The organism is Zhongshania aliphaticivorans (assembly GCF_902705855.1).
Classification (GTDB): Bacteria; Pseudomonadota; Gammaproteobacteria; order Pseudomonadales; family Spongiibacteraceae; genus Spongiibacter; species Spongiibacter aliphaticivorans_B.
In genome coordinates, this window is record NZ_CACSIJ010000011.1 from 357,997 (window position 1) to 377,988 (window position 19,992).

A 19,992-nucleotide genomic window follows, 5' to 3' on the forward strand; every position below is an offset into this window, starting at 1 on the left:
GGTCGCGCGTGTTGATTGGCAGATGGTATGAATAAACAGCTAGAGGGAATGCAATGAGTATTAAGGCCGATAAGTGGATTCGTCGTATGGCTGAGAGCGAGGGCATGATTGAGCCCTTTGAACCGGGTCAGGTACGTACACGCGACGACGCGAAAATTATCTCTTATGGTACATCTAGCTACGGCTACGATGTTCGCTGTTCCAATGAGTTTAAGGTGTTTACGAACACCTATTCAGCGACGGTAGATCCCAAGGCCTTTGACGAAAAAAGCTTTGTGGATATCACCGCCGACTACTGCATTATCCCACCTAACTCCTTTGCCTTGGCGCGCACGGTTGAATACTTTCGTATTCCACGCAGTGTATTAACCATGTGCTTGGGTAAGTCTACTTATGCGCGCTGCGGCATTATTGTAAACGTGACGCCGTTGGAGCCAGAGTGGGAAGGTCACGTGACCTTGGAATTTTCCAACACCACAACTTTGCCGGCGAAGATCTATGCCAACGAAGGCGTAGCGCAAATGCTGTTTTTTGAGTCTGATGAAATTTGCGAAGTCAGCTATAAAGATCGCGGTGGCAAATATCAAGGTCAAACCGGTGTGACCCTTCCTAAGACCTAATTTGCTAATTTATAAACCCTTGACGGTTTTACCGTCGAGGGTGGCTTTGAGCAATTCAAGCGAATAAACCTCGTCATCTTCTCGTTGTTCTAGTTTTACAATTAAATAATTCCAGTCTTTCGCTAACCAAATAGTTGTTTCGCTGCTGCTACCTGGGCGCGAGCGCAGCAATTTTACGGTGCGTAATTTGCCGACTGCGCTATCGATGGTTTCTTCGTCTAATTGTTTTACAGTGTAAGTTTTGTGCTTGCCGCGATTCACGACAGAGAGGCTTATTTCGTCGTTGAGACGATTGTTAATCATCATCTCGCGCATTTTTAGTTGCGCGCCGAGTTGGTCAAATGTGTCGTCGCTAATTTCAGAGGACCATGGTTTGCGGTATTTTTTATCGCTGGCTGAGTGTGTGGTCCAATCAAAATTAATAATTTGATCTTGCTTGCTACTCATATTGTTTGAGTATTCGTAGCGCAGTGGGCGCAAGCCATAGGCAGTGCTTTCAATTAGACTTTCTTCGTTTACTTTCACAAACATGAGTTTGGCATGTTGGGATAACTGCCAGTTGTTCCCCTTTTTGCTCAAAGTTCGTGTGGCATTGGTGCTGAGGCTATCACTACTGATTTTGTATTCAGCTTGATAGGGTAAAATTTCGTCGCTTTTGGGGGGCTGGTCTTTAATAGTTTGCGGCTCGGTGGTTTGGGTTTCGGTTTCTATCGGCTCAGAGTTAATGGGCTCTACTTGAACCAGCATTTTTAAACCAGTATCGGGAATTGCACTAATGCTACCGCCACTGGCTAGAGCAACACCTTGTAGGGCGAAAAGTAGAAGTGCGAGTAGACTAATTCGGCTGAAAGAGCACGCCGCTTTCGGGTAGGTTGTTATCATCGAGTACCGCCTTTGAATTCCGCAAACTCAAACGTCCTTCAGCAAACCACTGTGCCGCTAAAGGGTAGATTGTGTGTTCTTTGGACAATACGCGATCTGCGAGTGTTGCAGCGTCATCGCCATCAAATATAGGTATTTTTGCCTGAATTATCGGCGGACCGCCGTCTAGCTCTTCAGTGACAAAATGTACCGTTGCCCCTGCTTCTTTGTCTCCAGCATCCAAGGCACGTTGATGCGTGTGCAAGCCGGGATATTTTGGCAGTAGTGATGGATGGATATTTATGAGACGACCTAAATAGTGCCGCACAAAGCTAGGGGTGAGAATGCGCATAAAGCCGGCAAGGATAACTAAGTCTGCGCCAAATTCGTCAATTTTGGCTAGCAATGCGGCGTCGAAATCTTCTCGATTAGCGAACTGTTTGTGATCAATGCAGGCTGTGGTGATACCGGCCTGTTGGGCGCGAACAAGACCGAAGGCGTCGGTCTTGTTGCTAATGACAGCACTGATTACGGTGTTCGGCAGAGTTTCGTTTTTGCAGGCATCGATAAACGCCTGCAAATTGGAACCGCTGCCAGATAGAAGAATCACCAGCTTGCACGGCATGAAACTATTGGCCTTCAATGATGACTTTAGGCTCGTCTTCCCCTGCGGCTTCAATGCTACCAATCAGCATGGCGGTTTCGCCCTGTTGATTTAACATATCAATAACGCCTTCGGCATCATCTGCTGCAACGGCTAATACCATACCGATACCACAGTTAAAGGTGCGGTACATTTCCCGCGCCTCGACATTGCCTTGTTCTTGTAGCCACTGGAATATTGCGGGGAGCTCCCAGCTGTTGCCGTCGATAACAGCCTTGGTATTGCGGGGCAATACGCGGGGAATGTTTTCTAATAGGCCGCCGCCAGTAATATGCGCAAGTGCGTTAACACGATACTGTTTAATGACGCGAAGTACGGGTTTGATATAAATTTTAGTGGGCACCAGCAGGGTTTGCCCCAGCGTGCTGTCGCCAAATGCTTGGTCGAGCTTGGCGCCACTGTGCTCAATAATTTTACGAATTAGTGAGTAGCCATTGGAGTGTGGGCCAGATGAGGTGACGCCAATTAATTTGTCGCCGATACGTACCGAGTTGCCATCAATGATGTTGGCTTTTTCTACGACGCCTACGCAAAAACCTGCAAGATCGTAGTCATCGCCTTCATACATGCCTGGCATTTCAGCGGTTTCACCGCCAACTAATGAGCAGCCTGCTTGTTCGCAGCCGGCGCCGATACCGGTAACAACACTGGTAGCGATGTCGACATTCAACGCGCCGGTGGCGTAGTAGTCGAGAAAGAATAAAGGCTCTGCACCCGTAACAAGTAGATCATTGACGCACATGGCGACAAGGTCGATGCCGATGGTGTCGTGAATACCGACTTCCATTGCGAGTTTTAGCTTGGTGCCGACACCGTCAGTGCCAGATACTAGAACGGGTTCTTTGTAACCGGTAGGGATTTGGCATAGCGCGCCAAAGCCGCCAAGGCCACTCATGACCTCGGGGCGGCGGGTGCGTTTAGCCACATCTTTAATGCGTTCTACGAGTGCGTCACCGGCATCGATGTCTACGCCGGCGTCTTTGTAACTTAAGCTTGGCTTACTGGTGTCAGTCATAATCGTTTGGCTGTCCTCTAAGAGGGCGCTATTCTAGCTTGATTGGGAGTTTAATTCAGTAGCAAATAGGTGACTTTTTGCCACTAGACACCACGATCACCTAGTGGCTTGCTACAATAGCCAATCTCAGCAGGGAAAAGGACGTATATAAAGTGATGCAATTTATTCGGGTGCTGGTGCCAGTCTTTGCTATTTTAATGGCTGTGTCTGGTCAAGCGGCGGTCGTTGGCAATTTATACGACGAGCAGCTTATTGTTGAGTCGCAGTCCCGTGAGGCTTTAAAACAGGGGGCGGCGACGGCTTTGGAACGTACGTTTGTTCGTGTGTCGGGGCGGCGTCAGGTGCGTGGTAATCCCGTGGTGGCAGCTGCGCTCGCAGAGCCAGAGTCTTATATGACGCAGTTTCGCTATCAGCGCAGTAAAAATGCTGATGGTCTGGATGAGCTGGTGTTGAAACTCAGTTTTTCTCCGCGGCAGGTGAATGCAACATTGCAGTCAGCGGGCTTACCTATCTGGTCAGCTAACCGTCCGGCGGTGCTGGTATGGTTGATTGCAGATACCACTGAGGGACGTCAATTTGTGGGTGCTGACGCTCCCCCTGAGTTGTTGTTGGCGCTAGAGGTCGAAGCCCAGCGGCGCGGGATCGTTGTGCAAATGCCATTATTCGATCTTGCCGATTCTGCCAATTTAAGTGCCGACCAATTATGGCAAATGTCGACGAATGACGTGCGTGGCGCGTCTGCCCGTTATTCAACACCTTTTGTTTTAATGGGGAAGCTGTCTCAGTTTTCCACTGGGCAGTGGGTAGGTAGTTGGGCTGTGTTGCAGGGCGACGAGTCTAGTGCTTTAGAGAGTGATGGATTAACTGGGGCTGAGGTTTTGTCTGCTCCAATCGATTATTTAGCTGATATGCAGGCGGCAACGTATTCGGTTTCCGCTGGTGCCGGTAGTGGTGCAAATACAATGATTCACGTCTCGGGCATAAATGATTTTGCCGGTTATGCGAGCTTGATAACGTACCTTGAAGGCTTGGCGGTGATTCAACACGCGAATACGGTCTGGCTTGATAAAGATCAGTTGATCATAGAGTTAGTGCTTAAAGATGATATGGAAAAAGTGAAACGTTTTTTGAGCCTTGATGGCCGTTTACTCGAAAGTGCCGCGGACACTAATTCTTCTTTGCCAAGGCCTGTACGGGGTTATTATCAGTGGGCGGGTAGTCGGCTGTGATCTCTATCTCGAAGCCCGTCTGGGGTTTGTTGGCAGTCATTGCATTTGTAGTAGTGGTACATCTCTTAGCGCCAATTTTGATGCCGTTTTTACTTGCAGCGGTGTTTGCATATATGGGCGACCCCTTGGCGGATCGGCTTGAAGCGCGAGGCATGGCTCGAACGATGGCAGTGGTGACGGTATTTGTCGTACTTAGTCTTTTCGCTACTTTATTAGTGTTGGTCACAGTGCCGCTACTGATAGAGCAGGTTCAATTGTTAATTGAGCGGATATACGACGGTTTGGCGTGGCTTCAGCAAACGGGCTTGCCGACATTGCGCCAGTATCTTGATTTACCTGAGCAGAAAAAGCCGATGGAAGCAGCGCGGGATGCGCTGAGTGAGCATTGGGATAGTGCGGGTGGAGTCCTGTTTTATTTATGGGGCAAGGTGAGTGGTTCCAGTATGGCCCTACTAACCTGGGTTGCTAATGTGACCTTGGTGCCGGTGGTTACATTTTATTTGTTGCGAGATTGGGATGTGCTGATGGCGGCCATTCGAAATTTGCTACCGCGTTCAATAGAAGGGCGCACGGTTGTGATTGCGCAGCAGTGTGATGAAATTTTAGGTGCTTTTGCTCGGGGCCAGCTGCTGGTTATGTTGGCGTTGGCGTTGGTTTATACCATGGGTTTATGGATTGTCGGCCTAGAGCTTGCGCTGGTACTTGGTTTGCTTGCTGGGCTGGCGAGTATCGTGCCTTATTTGGGTGTGATTATTGGAATTTCTGCAGCGGGATTGGCTGCCTTCTTCCAGTTTGACAGCTTATGGCCAATGGTTGGGGTGGCTGCGGTGTTTGGTGTTGGTCAAGTACTTGAGTCGACGGTACTTACGCCGATGCTGGTGGGTGAAAAAATTGGCTTGCACCCAGTGGTTGTTATCTTCGCAATTTTGGCAGGCGGACAGTTGTTTGGCTTTGTTGGTATTTTACTGGCGCTGCCGGTGGCAGCTGTAATTAAAGTCATGATTAACCATCTTCATGATTACTATAAGCATAGCGAGCTTTATCAAAATAATACTGACGCAGTAGAGCTGGAAGTTAAAGAATAATGCCAAGTCCACAATTACCTTTGGCATTGAAGTTAGATACGGAGGCTACCTTCGATAATTTTTATACGCCGGAGGGGCATCGCCTGCTGGTTAATCAGCTTCGGCAGCAGGCGGCTGGTGCCGGAGAAAAGTGGGTATATCTTTACGGTGCGGGTGGTCGAAGTCATTTATTGCAAGCTTGTTGTCACCTCGCAGAGTCTGAGGGCCGTTATGCTCGCTATATACCCTTGGTAGAGCTTATTGATTTTGAACCAGAATCGTTACTAGAGGGTGCTGAGTACTTAGATTTACTGTGCTTTGACGACATACAGCTAATCGCTGGTCATGCTGAGTGGGAACGGGCGGTGTTTAATTGCTATAACCGAATGCTCACCACTAGCGCCTGCATGCTAGTGTCTTCCTCAGTTGCTCATTCGCAATTGGTCCTTGGCTTACCTGATTTACAATCTCGGTTGCAGAGTCTAAGCAGCTATCGGTTGTCGGACTTGAATGAGCCTGAGCGTATGGCAGCACTGAAGTTTAAGGCGGGAATTCGAGGGATACTCGTATCAGACGCTGTCGCTGAATACATTTATACACGCTGTCAGCGTGATGCAAAAAGCTTGTTTGATTTATTGAATGTGCTAGATCGCTTAAGTTTGGTTGAGCAGCGGAAGCTAACCATTCCGTTTGTAAAACAGGTTATGGCTTGGTGATTATGCTTAATAATATTGTTAATAAGTGTAAATACAGCTATTTTTAGATAGGTTGAGGGAACTCACTTGAATATATACCCTCTTAGCGACTGATATCATTGTTAAAATGCCAATTTAAAATGTTCAGTAAAATTACTGATTGGCGTGGTAAAATTACACAAATTCAGGCGTGCAAGCGGTGTTGCTCGTGTTATTCTGGCCTTATGACGTGCTATCACGGCATAGTTATGGAAGTTTTAAAAAAATTAGGGGGAGTGTTATGCGTAAAGTCCTATTGGGTGCTGCAATTGCTGCGGCAATTTGTCCTACATTTGCGTCTGCCGCTGACGAAGGTACATGGTATCTGAATCCGGCAATCGGTTTTATGTCTTTTGACAGTGATCGTAATTTAGATAATGCAGCTGTTGTCCTTTTTGGTGTGGAGCGTAAGTTTAGTGCCAATTGGGGGATGGAAATTCGTGGTTTGTATAGCGAACCAGAGAATGAGCAGGGCTTGACGTCACTGGATCAGGACGTGATGGGGACGAGCTTGGATGTGCTTCGTTATTTAGGTGGCAATGATCGAGTTATGCCTTACCTCGCTGCAGGCGTGGGTGTAATTGAATCAGATTTTGACAATGGCGCTTATGACTCTCAAACGCAATTAAATGCGGGCGCAGGTCTGCGTTATATAGTGGCTGAGGCTGTATCTGTGCGTACAGATGTACGTTACATATACGGTACTGATCACGAAACCGGAGATGGTGTGTTTTCGGTTGGTGTGAGTTACGCATTTGGCGGCACTTCTGCTCCGATGCCTGCGCCTGCTCCAGTTGTGGGTGATTCAGATGGCGATGGCGTTGAAGACGGTGTAGATCAGTGCCCAGGTACTCCAGCTGGCGTGGCTGTAGATGCCAAGGGTTGTGCGCTAGATAAAGATGGTGACGGTGTGCCTAACTATCGTGATAAGTGCCCAAATACACCTGCTGGTCGTCAAGTTGACAAGTTTGGTTGTAAATTTGTACTCAAGCACTCAGAGAGCATCAAGTTAGAAATTAACTTTGCAAATGACTCGGACGCTATCCCAGTTGCTTATGCTGCTGAGTTGAAGAAAGTTGCTGAGTTTATGAACCAGTTTGGTGGTGTGAGCACAGTTGTTGAAGGTCATGCCGACAGCAATGGCGCTGCAGCTTACAACAAACAGCTTTCTCAGCGCCGCGCTGATGCTGTTCGGAATGCATTGATCCGTGACTACGGTATTGCTGCAAACCGTTTGAGCGCAGTAGGTTATGGTGAAGAACGTCCGATTGCTGACAATAAAACTTCGGCTGGCCGCAGTGCTAACCGTCGTGTTATTGCTGTAATGCAGGCAGAAGTTGTAGAGTAAAATTTGGTTCACAATGTGAATCAGTAGAAAGGGGCCTTCGGGCCCCTTTTTTGTTCCGGTCTATTTTTCCCTTCAGTATTAACGTATTTCCTTGCCCAGCCTTTTTTCAATCTCTCTCATTGTTAGCTTTACACGCTGTTTCCATTAAGTGGCATGGATCTTGAAGACTTACGGGTATAGACGCCATAAATGGGGGTGTTTTCACCATTATGGTGCGCTTGTTAATGTCTCGCCACAGAGTGTATGCCTTAATTTGGTGCGTTAAGGTGTGAAGGAGAAATGGATGATATTTGGCCGAAAAAACCGTAAGCCAATAACAATTGCGGACAAAAAAGTGGTGGACTGGAAGTATGCAGTCTGCGGCTACTGTTCAACGGGTTGTTCGATTGAAGTTGGCTTAAACGCCGAAGGTAAGCCTGTTGCTAGCCGAGGCAAAGGTAATGCTCCTGTCAATCAGGGTAAATTGTGCATAAAAGGTATTTTTGAACATGAGTTGAGTGGTACCGCAGGCCGTGGTACTGAGCCGTTAATACGCAATAAAATTTACGATAGTTTTCAGCCTACCAGCTGGGATGCCGCATTAGATAAAACCGCTGAAGAATTTATGCGCATACAAGAAAAGTATGGTCGCGACAGCGTTGCGGTTGTGTCTACCGGCCAGCTCCTTACCGAAGAGTTTTACACCCTAGGTAAACTTGTACGTGGCGTGCTTGGCACGAATAACTATGATGGCAATACCACCTTGTGTATGGCATCGGCAGTATCTGGATATAAGCGCTCATTTGGTGCTGATGGCCCGCCGGGCTGTTACGACGATTTTGAAAATACCCATTGTTTAATGGCATTTGGATCAAACCTGCCAGAGCAGCACCCCATTATTTATTGGCGTCTTAAAGAAGCCTTAGAAAAGCGCAAGTTTCCGCTAATTGTAATCGACCCTCGGGTGACTATGTTTGCGCAGTTTGCCGACATCCATCTGCCGATAACCCCAGGCACCGATTTAGTTCTACTAAACGCGCTCGCTCATGTGATTTTAGCGGAAGGTTTACAAGACGAAGCCTATATAGAAGCCCACTGCAACGGCTTCGATGAGTTAAAAGCTACTGTTGCCAAGTATGACCCTGTTACTGCCTCTCGTATTTGCGGCATAGATGCCGACATGATTAAAAACGTCGCGCGCATTTACGCTAAGGCGCCGTCTGCGATGAGCATTTGGACGATGGGTATTAACCAAAGTACTCATGGCACCGACGGTGTTTGCGGCATTAATAATTTGAATCTGATTACCGGTAATATCGGGATTCCCGGTGGCACCAGTTTGTCGATTACCGGTCAATGCAACGCTATGGGCACACGCGAGTGGTCTTCGTGTTCGGGCTTGCCGGGTTATCGCATGCTGGAAAAACAAGAGCATCGCGATGAGGTCGCTAAGTTCTGGGGTGTCGATGAAAGCTTTTTTCCTGCCAAGCGAGGCCTTCAGCAAACAGATATTTTCCCTGCTATCGAATCTGGCGAAATTAAAGCGCTGTGGATTGTTGCTACCAATCCACTAACCTCTATGCCTAATCAGCCCCGCATTAAAAAGGCCTTGGAAAAGCTCGAATTCATGGTGGTACAAGACGGCTACAAAGATTGCGAAACGGTTAATTTTGCTCATGTTTATTTGCCCGGTGCATTGTGGGGCGAGAAGGAAGGCGTGCAAACTAATACCGAGCGCCGTGTGAACTTGGTGCGTAAGTTTGTAGAGCCGCCGGGACAGGCCAAGCCAGACCATTGGGTATTTAGCGAACTGGCTAAGCGCTTTGAGCGTGGCCGTGCCATGACCTTCCCTGAAACGACCTCTGACATCTTTGATGAAATGAAGCTGTTATCTAAAGGCGCTAAACGGAATCTCGATATCTCTGGTATGAGTCACGATTTAATCGAGGCGCAGCGCGGTATTCAGTGGCCGATGAGAGAAGGTGAAACGACGGGTAATCCACGTTTGTATAGCGACGGTGTATACCCAACGCCCAATGGCAAAGCTAATTTATTGGCCATGGATTATATCGAAGACAATGAAGTGCCTGATGAGAGCTACCCATTCTGGTTAAACAGCGGGCGAGTGGTTGAGCATTTCCATACTCGAACTAAAACCGGAAAAATCGGCAACCTGAATAAATTCAGCCCGACTGCGTATATGGAAATGAACCCTGACTCAGCGCGGGAGCAGGGCGTGAAGCATCAGAGCTATGTTCGTCTGGTATCGAAGCGCGGCGATGCTGTGGTTATGGTCCAGCTCACTCAGCGTGTGCCGCACAATATGGTGTTTATTCCCATGCATTATCACGACTGTGTAAATCGCTTATCGCTGGGTTTGCTCGACCCGTACTCGCGTCAGCCTGCATTTAAACAATGTGCTGTGCGCATTGAGCAAATAGACCAGAAAGAAGCCGGTCGCCTGAATGTTGAGCGTCGGGCATATTGAGTTGGCACTCCACCGCGAGTGATGGCGGGTGGGGCATTTAAACGTTGTGATATTAGTATTGCGGTGGCTGAGTTGTTTACTTAGCTCGCCGATTAAGGGCGGTAACTATGTGGAAAGTAAGAGATGACGAGCCGGGATATGCCTTTTTAAAGGAGTCCACAGCGCCAGCGGTAAATTATTATGAGGCGCCGATTGATCTGATTGCTCGCACTGGCGGCGCGCTTCCTGCTGGTCGGGAAATGTTTATAAATGAAGAGCCGGGCGTGGGCGCTAACCCCAATCGTAATAAACAACATGCATTCCATTTTACCGCAGACAATTGTATTGGTTGCCATGCTTGTGAAGCGGCGTGCAGCGAGAAAAATGATAATCCCGCGCATATTAGTTTCCGTTCGGTAGGTTACGTCGAGGGTGGCACTTACCCAGATTTTAAACGTATGAATATCTCAATGGCTTGCAACCATTGCGACGATCCGGTGTGCTTGAAAGGCTGCCCTACACGAGCATACACCAAACACGTTGAGTACGGCGCGGTACTTCAAGATCCAGAAACCTGCTTTGGCTGTGGTTATTGCACATGGGTGTGTCCTTATAACGCGCCGCAGTTAGATCCTATTAAGGGGCAGGTTTCTAAGTGCAATATGTGTGTTGACCGTTTAGAGGTAAACCTTAAGCCCGCGTGCGTGTCTGCGTGTTTGGGTAATGCGCTTAACTTTGGTGTGGTCGATGACCTGCCGGAAAATCGTGAGCAAGGTAAGCTCAGCATTCCTGGCTTCCCCGATCCAGAAATTACCCATCCCAATATCCGTTTTCAGCAAATTAAAAATATGCCTGATGAAGTAACGCGGACTGATGGCATGGCGGTTAAATATCACAAGGGTGACGATGGCCAATACCGCCCAGTGGTCGATCAGAAAAAAGGCGTAGAGAAAAAATGGAGCTTGTCGAAATTAAGCTCACGTGAAAATCCCCTCGTGATTTTCACGATGGTAAGCCAAATTTCATTAGGTGCATTTCTGATTGCATTTCTAGGCGCGCAACTCGGCATTAATAGCTTAATGGCGATGCGTGATTCTGTTATGTACATACCGCTAATGGCCGTTACCGTCGGCTTTGCCGGTCTTGGCATGTTGATGTCGGCAACACATTTGGGTAAGCCATGGCGCTTTTATCGCGGCTTTAACAATCTTCGTCACTCACCGGTATGCCGCGAAGGTTTAGGTATGCTGCTGTATATGGTGTTCGCGGGCTTACATTTATTATCGATGCTACCAGCGAATTCAGTGTTCATAGAACTGATGGGGGATTGGGGGCGGTTTGATGCATTTGCATCGGTATGTGGTTATTTGGCACTCACAGCTGGCGCGGTAGGTCTTTACTATATGTATCGCTGTTATCGAATTCCCGCACGGCCGTTTTGGAATCACTGGCAGACAGCGACATCGTTTTTAGGCACGGCCATTACATTGGGAAGTGTGTTGATTGGTGTAGTCGGCATGCCAACCCTCATCTTGCTTGACGGCAATACTAGCCAGCTATTTGCAATCGCTCTTGGTGGCATTGCGCTTGGTAGTGTAATGGAAGGACTGGGTTTGTACTGCCATGCGAGAGCGATGGATGCCGCAAATAATGAAGGCAGTGTGTCGCACTATATCCAGAGTACGGTATTTGGTAAGAGCTATGTGCTGCGCAATATTCTCATTGCAGCTAACGCAAGCGTCGCACTATTGTTGCTACTACTTGCGCCGAGCGTCATTGGCTTGGGAGTGGCGTTGCTTGTTTGTCTGTCAGTATTCGTGACGGCATTGATTGGTCGCACACTGTTCTATGTCTTGGTTATTCCGACCACCATGCCCGGTGCGTTCTTTTGGAAGAACAAAGACTTTGAAGAGCACGCCCGTGAAATTGGCTTGGCGAATATGCCGCAAGTTGGGGTCGTCGCCCACGCTCACTAAATGGTGTTAGTGATAAATGACGGCGAAGTGAGAGATACACGTCGCCGTTTTCTATTTGTCGTGCCTTAATTTATTCTGGTGCCAGTGCGTAAGCGTGCGCTATTAAAATCTAATTGGGTGACTAGGCGGGACCAATAGACAGCGCGAGTATCATGCTTAATTCCGACAGTGAGCGGCCGCTCTCTGCACGCATCTCATTAAAAGCAGCCTGTACGGCGGCAAGATCCCGCTGGCTGGTAATTTGGGTTTTGTCGACAATGCCTTCGGCGCACAACGCGGTACATACATCGCGGCTGAGTATGAACGTGTCTTTGCCCATAAAGCGCAAAAAATATTGGCCTGAGTTACCGCCCAGTCGGTTGCCGTGCTTTTTAAGGTAAGTCCATAAGCCGACAATATTGTCCTCTGGCCATTCCGCTAGAAACTTCCCGAAACCGCCGTGTTCGCGTTGAATATCTAGAATGAATAATGCGTTTTCTTGTACGGATTTTACTTTGGTCAGATTGCGCACAATGCGCGCGTCACTAGCCATATCTTCTATTTCTTCTGGCGAGCGTGATGCGACCCAAATCGGTAGGAAATTATTGAATACGGTCTCAAACCCTTCCCACTTAAGTGTGATAATTCGCCATACAAATCCAGCTCGAAAAACACAGGCTGCCATCTCAGCTAAATATCTATCGTCCTTAATGTTTGCTAGTGCCGCCTTGCTTAAAGGCTTGGGAAGTTTGTCTTCTACCTCGGCTAAGCTGCCATGCTGAACGATCGCGCGCTCTACATAACGCTGATACAAAGAAGTTGTGACGGAGGATTTTTTCGGCGACATGTCGGAACCACGTTTTTTGCTGGAATGAGTGAGTGCTATCTGTCCATAGTATTAATATGAAATCAGACTTTCTGCGAGTTTATAGCTGCATTCTTCGTTCTTTGCGAATACGTATCTCATTTTATTCAAGAGGTCTTATTACGTATTAATTCGTTAATGGGATTATAGCGATTGGGTTTAATTGCTTAGTTGCTATCCCTGATAATGTTGCGGGCGGCGGCTAGAATGTCTCGCCAACTAATAATGCCAACGGGCTTGCCCTTCGCGTTGACAACGGGCAAGCAGGACAGGCCGTGTTGTTCTAATGCTGCCCAGGCATCACCAATATTGTCAGTGTCGGTTACCGTAATCGGCTTTCTTGTCATAATCTGATGCACTTTTTTGTTAAGTAGTGCTGCATCAGCGCTAGATTCCACAGGGGTGCCCGATCGCGGGCTAATGGCCTTGAATAAATCTCGGTCAGAAATTATGCCGACTAAGCGCTGTTCTTCTGCCACCAGCAAATGATGAAAGTGGGTGTTGGCGAAAATGTGGCGGACTTGGCGGAGACTGTCGTCCATTTCTACGGTGACGACGGGGGTGCTCATGATGTCGCTAACAGCGTCTTGTAGTGTCATGGTGGCGTCGCTAATTACCCGAAAATAGAGTCTATGCTTCGATTGATATACAGGTTTACAGTCATCTTAGTCCATTTTGTGTTTCTCTAGCGAGTCTGATTGAGTCGCGCTATGTAATCACTAATACAGACGGATGATAGGGGGGAGGGCGGCAGCGGTTTATGATAGCTACTATCATCCTAATGCTATCGCGGCGAGCTTGCTGGCATAAAACAGAGCGGGAATATAATAAATGGCCGAAATCAAATGGGATCACAGCGTCGATGTACTCGTCGTTGGTAGTGGGAATGGCGCGTTGACCGCTGCTCTAAGCTGCTACGAAATGGGTGTGCAAGACGTGTTGGTGGTCGAGAAATCTGCTCAGATTGGCGGGACCAGTGCGACCTCAGGTGGCGGCGTGTGGATTCCCTGTAACCGCTACGCAAAGGCCGCTGGCGCGCAGGACAGTTTTGACGATGCCAAACAATATTTGTTGAGTACAACCCCAGCTGGCGCCGTGCCCGAGGAGATGGTCGACGCGTATTTGGTCAACGGGCCCAAAATGATTGAGTTCCTGCATGAGCGCAGTGATGTGCGTTATGAAACCCTAGAGCACTACCCTGATTACTACACCAATGTAGAGGGTTCGCGCACCGGCCATCGCTCGATGGAGCCCGAGCGTTTTGATTCGTCATTGCTTGGCGATGACGTAAAAAAATTGCGCCCCAGCCATCACATGATGCGCATGTTTAGCAAAATTTATTTTACCCAAGTCGAAGCGGCATTATTAGTTTTACAGGGGCCGGGTTGGATCAAACTGACGATGAAGCTGATCGCACAATGGGCTTTTGACTTGGGGTGGTGGTTTCGGGGTAACGGTCTTAGTCGACAGATTTGTACTGGCGCAGCGGGTGTGGCAAGGCTGTGGTACTCGCTTAAAAAACGCAATATACCAATGTGGGCAAGTTCGCCGATGGAGGAACTTATCGTTGAGGATGGCCGAGTGGTTGGCGCTGTCGTAATCCGTAATGGTAAAACCTTGCGAGTACAGGCTCGAAAAGGAGTGGTGTTAGCGGCGGGTGGCTTTGAGAGAAATCAGAAAATGCGCGAGCAGTATTTACCTGCGCCTACCAGCACCGACTGGAGCGGTGGCGTAGAAGGCAACACCGGCGATGCCATTCAGCAAGGTTTGGCCATTGGTGCCGCTACGCGCTTAATGGATGGCGCATGGTGGTGCACAACAGTATCGGTGCCGGGTGAGCCCGCGCCCCGCTTAAGTATTATGGAAAAGTCTTATCCCGGTTCTTGCATAGTGAATTTGCGCGGCGAGCGTTTTGCCAATGAATCGCAAAATTACATGGCCTTTCAAAAAGACCTTTATAAGCAACACAGTGCGGAGTCGCCATGCTCGCCTATGTATCAAATTTTTGATGCCCGTTTTCGTCGCGACTATATTGTCGGCCCCTTAATGNCGGCGTCCTTAAAACCCGACTGGACAATTCCCAAAGAGTGGTTTGAAACAAAGCTTGTCGGGAAGGCTGCGACGATTCGCGAGCTCGCCGAACAGCTTGGTATTGATGGCGACAATCTTGAGAAGACCGTGGCCAAAATGAATGCCTATGCAAAAACAGGCAAGGATGAAGATTTTCAACGTGGTGACTCAGCCTATGACCGTTATTACGGAGATCCGCGCTTTGAACCAAATCCCTGCTTGGGGGCTATTGATGAAGCGCCATTTTATGCAATGCGTTTAGAGGCGGGGGATTTTGGAACCCAGGGTGGTTTGGCGACCANCCCTAATGCGCAGGTCTTAAAAGAAAACGGTAGCGTCATCGACGGCTTGTATGCAATTGGCAATTGCAGCGCAGCGGTATTGCCCACCTATCCCGGCCCAGGCTCAACTTTAGGGCCAGCAATGACCTTTGCTTATCAAGCTGCAAAACATATTTGTGCTTATCAAGACTAATTTTATAGACGCCCTGGCATTTCATTGTCAGCGCGTCTTTTCTTCTATGTTTCAGTAATACAGCTCTGCTGTCATATAAATTCCATTTTACTGACACATAACTGTCAGCGTTTTGTCGTAATCCAATAGTAGTCTCAGGCGATTAATATTTCGCGTGTAACTACTGGAGGAAAAATGCATTTTAAAAAGACAGCTTTGGCATTGGGGATTATCGTAGGGACTTCGTTTTTGGTTGCCTGTGGTGGTGACAGCAATTCGAAGTCCAATAATGACAATGGCGGCGGTAATCTAACTCGCGAAATTAATCTTTTAGCAGGTAATGAGCATTGCTTTACCGGCGGTGTGCAAACTGATTCCGGTACGGATAGCAACGCCAACAATGTTCTAGATGATAGCGAAGTGCTGAGCAGTACATTTGCATGTGCGCCAACCGTATTAAACGAAGCAAAGAATTTCAATCGCATTGCCGCGTTGCCAGTGTGTTTGCAAGATGACGCAACGTGCGATTCTGACGACACCACGGCAGCAGAAATTGTGGCTGCTAGCGCCGACGGCATGACCTTAATTTACACCGACAGCCCAGCAACGCGTGTCGGATTTGTCGATATTACTGATCCTTCAAAACCTACCGTACTAGGTGTTTTAGGCTTGGCGGGTGAACCAACTTCAGTTGCCGTAAAAGGTGATTTCGCACTGGTTGGTGTGAACACTGCAGAAGACTTTATTAATGTATCGGGCACCTTGGATGTTATTAACATCGCAAGCCGCAGCAATGTGCGTAGCATAGATGTTGGTGGTCAGCCAGACTCGGTGGCTGTTAGCCCAGACGGTAATTATGCCGTAGTCGTTATAGAGAACGAACGTGATGAAGACCTTGGCGACGGTGCGCCACCACAGTTACCTGCCGGCAGTATCGTGATTGTAACCTTAACGGGCGAGCCTGCGGCATGGACGACGCAAACTGTAGCAATGACCGGCTTGGCTGAGTTGTATGCGGATGACCCAGAGCCTGAGTTTGTCGACATCAATAGCAATAATATCGCTGTCGTGTCTATGCAAGAAAACAACCACATCGTGCTAGTTAATTTAGTCGATGGCAGTATCGTAAATCACTTTAGCGCGGGCTCTGTTGATTTAACGGGTGTGGATGCCAGCGAAGATGACGTCATTACTCAAAACGAAACCTTGACGGGTGTTTTGCGTGAGCCTGATGGTGTGAGTTGGTTGTCTACCGATTACTTTGTTACTGCTAACGAAGGTGATCTAGACGGTGGCAGTCGCAGTTTCAGCGTATTTAACACCGCTGGTGATGTGGTATATGAAGCAGGCAACGCTTTAGATCACCTAACGGCACGCTACGGTCATTACCCAGAGTCGCGCTCTGAAAATAAAGGTAATGAGCCAGAGAACGCTGAGTTCGGTGTGTTCGGTAGCGAGCGCTACTTGTTCGTAAACTCCGAGCGTTCTAGCGTAGTGTTTGTTTACGATGTGGCAGATTTTACAAAGCCCGTATTCAAACAAATGTTACCTGCAGCCGTTGGGCCAGAGGGCGCTTTGGCGATTCCTTCACGTAACTTATTAGTCGTCGCCAGCGAAGAAGATAGCCGTGATGATGTCATGCGTTCATCGCTAAATATTTACCAGTATGGCTCGGCATCGCAAGCTTACCCAACTATCGTATCGAATGATCGCGCGGACGGCTCGCCAATTTCCTGGAGCGCACTGTCGGGATTGTCGGCTGATCCCTCAAATAGCGATCTGATTTACGCGGTGGATGACAGTTACTACAAAAGGAACCGCATATTTACAATCGATGTCAGTGAGCAGCCCGCTGTTATCACCAAAGAAATCCGTATCACCGATACTAATGGTGTGTTGGCAGCGTTACCTGCAGGTGTGCTGCCGGCCTCTGCTATTAATGCAGATAAGACGGTTAACATCGATCCAGAAGGAATTGCCAAGCTTGCTGATGGCAGTTTCTGGGTGGCGTCTGAGGGGGCGGGCAGTGCGGTTGATGGCCCTGTTGCTAGTATGAATGTGCTTGTAAAGACCAATGCAAACGGCGTTGCTACCCAAGCTGTAACCTTGCCTGACGCAGTGAATGCCATTCAGCGAAATAACGGTTTTGAAGGGGTTGCTGAGTATCAAGGCAAGCTTTATGTTGCCTTCCAGCGCGCGTGGCAGGGTGAAGCCAATGTTCGTGTCGGCATTTACGATATCGCAAACGCAACATGGTCATTCCTGTTTTATCCCTTGGATGCGGCAGAATCGCAAAACGGTGGCTGGGTAGGTTTGTCTGAAATCACGTCCATCGGCAATGGTGAGTTTTTAGTTATCGAACGCGATAACCAAGGTGGCCCCGATGCGGCAATCAAGCGTTTGTATAAATTTGATACTACCGGCTTGGTTGACGGTGCAATTGTCACCAAAACCTTGATGCGCGATGTGTTGCCAGATATGAAGGCTACCGGCGGTCTAGTTACAGAAAAAATTGAAGGCACTGCCTTGTTGAACAATGGTGATTTGCTAATGGTTAACGATAATGATGGCGTTGATGACAGCAATGGCGAAACGCAATTAATCAATCTTGGCGATATTTTGTAATTGGCATTTTTTAAATGTAGCCCGCGCTTGCGCGGGCTTTTTTTTTGCTAATATTTTTATATTGAAAAATCTAAATCGCGAGGCTATATCGATTTAGGAATTGTAAAGAAGAAGGTCGTACCCGTATTCTTCTCAGAGTTTATCCAAATCTCACCGCCGTGCAGCGTGACAACTTTTTTACACTTTGCTAAACCTATTCCGCTACCGGGATAGTCGTGTTGCGCATGTAGCCGTTTGAATAATAAAAAAATATTCTCAAATTGTTGAGAGTCAATACCGATACCGTCGTCTTGTATCGAAAACAGCCAATTATCTCCGTCGCCTTTACATGCCACGGTAATATGGGGAGTGGTATTAGGCTTGCTAAATTTTATGGCATTGCTAATTAAATTTTGAAAAAGCATATGTAATTCGGTTGAATACGCTTTTATGGTCGGCAACTTGGAGCGGCTTATTTCCGCTTTGTGCTCATTGATGCTGCTGTCTAAATCGGCTAGCACATTGTCTAATAGTTGCTCACAATCCACCGCTGTTAATTCTGGTTCGCGACCTATTCTGCTGTAGGACATCAAGCCTAAGACAAGCCTTCGCATTCGTTCAGCAGCCTCGCTGATATATTGAATAGACGCCTGAACATGGGGCGAGTTGTCTTTATCTTCGAGTTCTGATTTTAGCAATTCTGTAAAACTGGTTAATGTGCGCAATGGTTCTTGCAGGTCGTGGGAGGCAGCAAAAGCAAACTGTTCTAGTTCTTTATTGCTTTCTCGCAATTGTTTGATGTTGTGTTCCAGTTCTAATGATTTCGTTTGATAGCCCTTAGATATTTCGTTTGCCAGCAAGGTGGCGCGGCGATTTGCGTTGCTCAGTATAAGAAATAAGAAAAACAACATGGCATCGATTAGTATGCCGCCAATCAGTATGAATGTCGGCTGAGAATTTTTTGCTTCATCTCTAAAGTCGGTGGTGCTTCTAATTGTAATTTGCCATTGGCGGCCGTAAATATCTAATGGAAACACTTGTTCAAATTGCGGATTCTTGTCGAAGCGTCGATCATCGATATTGTTCTCGTTATAAAGCGTAAAGTCTTGGTCGCGAATGGTAATCCCAACATGGCGGCGCGCTTTTTCAAGTGTACCCAGCATGAGTTTGTGAACAATAAAAGGTGCGTATACCATGCCTGAAAATTGCTTTTGGCGTTCGGGTACATTTAGGGGAGTGGCGCTTGCTAGGCCATTGGAGTGATAGAAAGGTGCGTAAAATAAAAATCCGGGTGTGCGCTCCGTAGACTGAACCAAATAAATTGGCCCGGTAATTTGTGCTTTTCCGCTATCTCTTGCTTTGAGTGCGGCGCTTAAACGATTTTGTTCGTGAGCCACGTCTAAACCTACAGCATTGGCATTTTCGGCGACTGGCTCTATATAGGTGATAGGTAGTCGGTAGGGATTGTCGTGTTTGGGGTGGATGCCGTAGTTCGGTCGATCGCGTTGTTGGGAATCTATATAATCGGCTAGTTCTGTGTCTGGCACATTGAAAATAACACCAATGCCGTTTATACCGCGATATTTTTCAGGCAGCCGCAAAGCGGTCGCAAAGCTATTCCACTGAGAAATACTAACACTGCCCCCGTGAGATTGAATACTTGCCACGCCAGACCATAATGCGTCTTCGTATTTTTGCAGGCGTTCAATAATTAATGTAATGACTTGATCGGCTTCGCGATGAAATCGATTTTCATTTTTTTCTTGGATCTGTATTTTTGAGTATTGCCAAACGCCAATAGTCATTAGTAGTGATAATGCGACGATTAACCAATGTATCCAATGTAGGCTCCCTACTTTGGATCTTTTATGTTGCTCTATCAGAGTCGCTATATTTTGTTCTTCGGAGCTGCTCATGTGTTTACATATTTTGTGACGGTTGTCGTGAGTATCGAATAGTGAGCGGCGAACAGGTCATTTCGATAGCGCTGTGAATGCGATGCTTGCTGTGTTTGAGTGTATAGAGGTAGCCACTGAGTTAGTGGCCTATTGTCGCCCTTCAAAT

General features: G+C 47.8%; 15 protein-coding genes. 9 read left to right on the plus strand and 6 right to left on the minus strand.

The window, feature by feature from the left end:
- The first annotated feature begins 53 nt into the window (after positions 1 to 53).
- Positions 54 to 620, plus strand: coding sequence for a dCTP deaminase (gene dcd, locus GVJ32_RS06135; RefSeq protein WP_159239157.1), 567 nt, complete (start codon positions 54 to 56; stop codon positions 618 to 620).
- Between the two features lie 9 nt (positions 621 to 629).
- Here dcd and GVJ32_RS06140 read toward each other — a convergent pair whose 3' ends face one another.
- Genes GVJ32_RS06140 through purM form a run of 3 tightly spaced genes read right to left on the minus strand, consistent with a single transcriptional unit; the run spans position 630 to position 3,160 of the window.
- On the minus strand, positions 630 to 1,502 hold the full coding sequence (locus GVJ32_RS06140) for a DUF3108 domain-containing protein (protein ID WP_159239158.1): 873 nt from the start codon (positions 1,500 to 1,502) through the stop codon (positions 630 to 632).
- Positions 1,456 to 2,106: a phosphoribosylglycinamide formyltransferase gene (gene purN, locus GVJ32_RS06145; RefSeq protein WP_159239159.1), complete on the minus strand. Its 651-nt coding sequence runs from the start codon at positions 2,104 to 2,106 to the stop codon at positions 1,456 to 1,458. Before purN ends, GVJ32_RS06140 begins: the two co-directional genes overlap by 47 nt.
- A 4-nt stretch (positions 2,107 to 2,110) precedes the next feature.
- Entirely contained in the window at positions 2,111 to 3,160 is a 1,050-nt protein-coding gene (purM, locus tag GVJ32_RS06150; RefSeq protein WP_159239160.1) for a phosphoribosylformylglycinamidine cyclo-ligase, read from the minus strand.
- Positions 3,161 to 3,315: 155 nt separating this feature from the next.
- Here purM and GVJ32_RS06155 point away from each other — a divergent pair, with 155 nt between their 5' ends.
- From GVJ32_RS06155 to GVJ32_RS06180, 6 genes are all read left to right on the plus strand, one after another.
- A complete protein-coding gene (locus GVJ32_RS06155) occupies positions 3,316 to 4,389 on the plus strand; it encodes a DUF2066 domain-containing protein (RefSeq protein WP_235035078.1) in 1,074 nt (357 codons plus the stop codon).
- Positions 4,386 to 5,474, plus strand: coding sequence for an AI-2E family transporter (locus GVJ32_RS06160; RefSeq protein ID WP_159239162.1), 1,089 nt, complete (start codon positions 4,386 to 4,388; stop codon positions 5,472 to 5,474). The genes GVJ32_RS06155 and GVJ32_RS06160 overlap by 4 nt, the downstream gene beginning before the upstream one ends.
- Complete coding sequence (hda, locus tag GVJ32_RS06165; RefSeq protein ID WP_159239163.1) at positions 5,474 to 6,169, plus strand: DnaA regulatory inactivator Hda; 696 nt, start codon at positions 5,474 to 5,476, stop codon at positions 6,167 to 6,169. Before GVJ32_RS06160 ends, hda begins: the two co-directional genes overlap by 1 nt.
- A gap of 259 nt (positions 6,170 to 6,428) precedes the next feature.
- Positions 6,429 to 7,535, plus strand: coding sequence for an OmpA family protein (locus tag GVJ32_RS06170; protein ID WP_159239164.1), 1,107 nt, complete (start codon positions 6,429 to 6,431; stop codon positions 7,533 to 7,535).
- A gap of 283 nt (positions 7,536 to 7,818) precedes the next feature.
- On the plus strand, positions 7,819 to 10,002 hold the full coding sequence (locus GVJ32_RS06175) for a molybdopterin oxidoreductase family protein (RefSeq protein WP_159239165.1): 2,184 nt from the start codon (positions 7,819 to 7,821) through the stop codon (positions 10,000 to 10,002).
- 107 nt (positions 10,003 to 10,109) lie between these two features.
- Positions 10,110 to 11,957 (plus strand): DmsC/YnfH family molybdoenzyme membrane anchor subunit, encoded by a 1,848-nt coding sequence (locus GVJ32_RS06180; RefSeq protein WP_159239166.1) that lies wholly within the window; start codon positions 10,110 to 10,112, stop codon positions 11,955 to 11,957.
- Between the two features lie 121 nt (positions 11,958 to 12,078).
- Here the strand turns inward: GVJ32_RS06180 and GVJ32_RS06185 are convergent, their stop codons facing one another.
- Positions 12,079 to 12,783, minus strand: a complete 705-nt coding sequence (locus GVJ32_RS06185) for a DNA-3-methyladenine glycosylase I (protein WP_159239167.1) — start codon at positions 12,781 to 12,783, stop codon at positions 12,079 to 12,081.
- Positions 12,784 to 12,968: 185 nt separating this feature from the next.
- Entirely contained in the window at positions 12,969 to 13,400 is a 432-nt protein-coding gene (locus GVJ32_RS06190) for a CBS domain-containing protein (RefSeq protein ID WP_200841349.1), read from the minus strand.
- Positions 13,401 to 13,632: 232 nt separating this feature from the next.
- Here GVJ32_RS06190 and GVJ32_RS06195 point away from each other — a divergent pair, with 232 nt between their 5' ends.
- Together GVJ32_RS06195 and GVJ32_RS06200 are read left to right on the plus strand one after the other, a co-directional pair.
- Positions 13,633 to 15,345 (plus strand): FAD-binding protein, encoded by a 1,713-nt coding sequence (locus tag GVJ32_RS06195; protein WP_159239168.1) that lies wholly within the window; start codon positions 13,633 to 13,635, stop codon positions 15,343 to 15,345.
- Positions 15,346 to 15,519: 174 nt separating this feature from the next.
- Positions 15,520 to 17,949 (plus strand): esterase-like activity of phytase family protein, encoded by a 2,430-nt coding sequence (locus tag GVJ32_RS06200; RefSeq protein ID WP_159239169.1) that lies wholly within the window; start codon positions 15,520 to 15,522, stop codon positions 17,947 to 17,949.
- Positions 17,950 to 18,032: 83 nt separating this feature from the next.
- On the opposite strand, the gene GVJ32_RS06205 is transcribed toward GVJ32_RS06200, so the two are convergent.
- Positions 18,033 to 19,733, minus strand: a complete 1,701-nt coding sequence (locus GVJ32_RS06205; protein ID WP_159239170.1) for a CHASE domain-containing protein — start codon at positions 19,731 to 19,733, stop codon at positions 18,033 to 18,035.
- Positions 19,734 to 19,992: the final 259 nt, after the last annotated feature.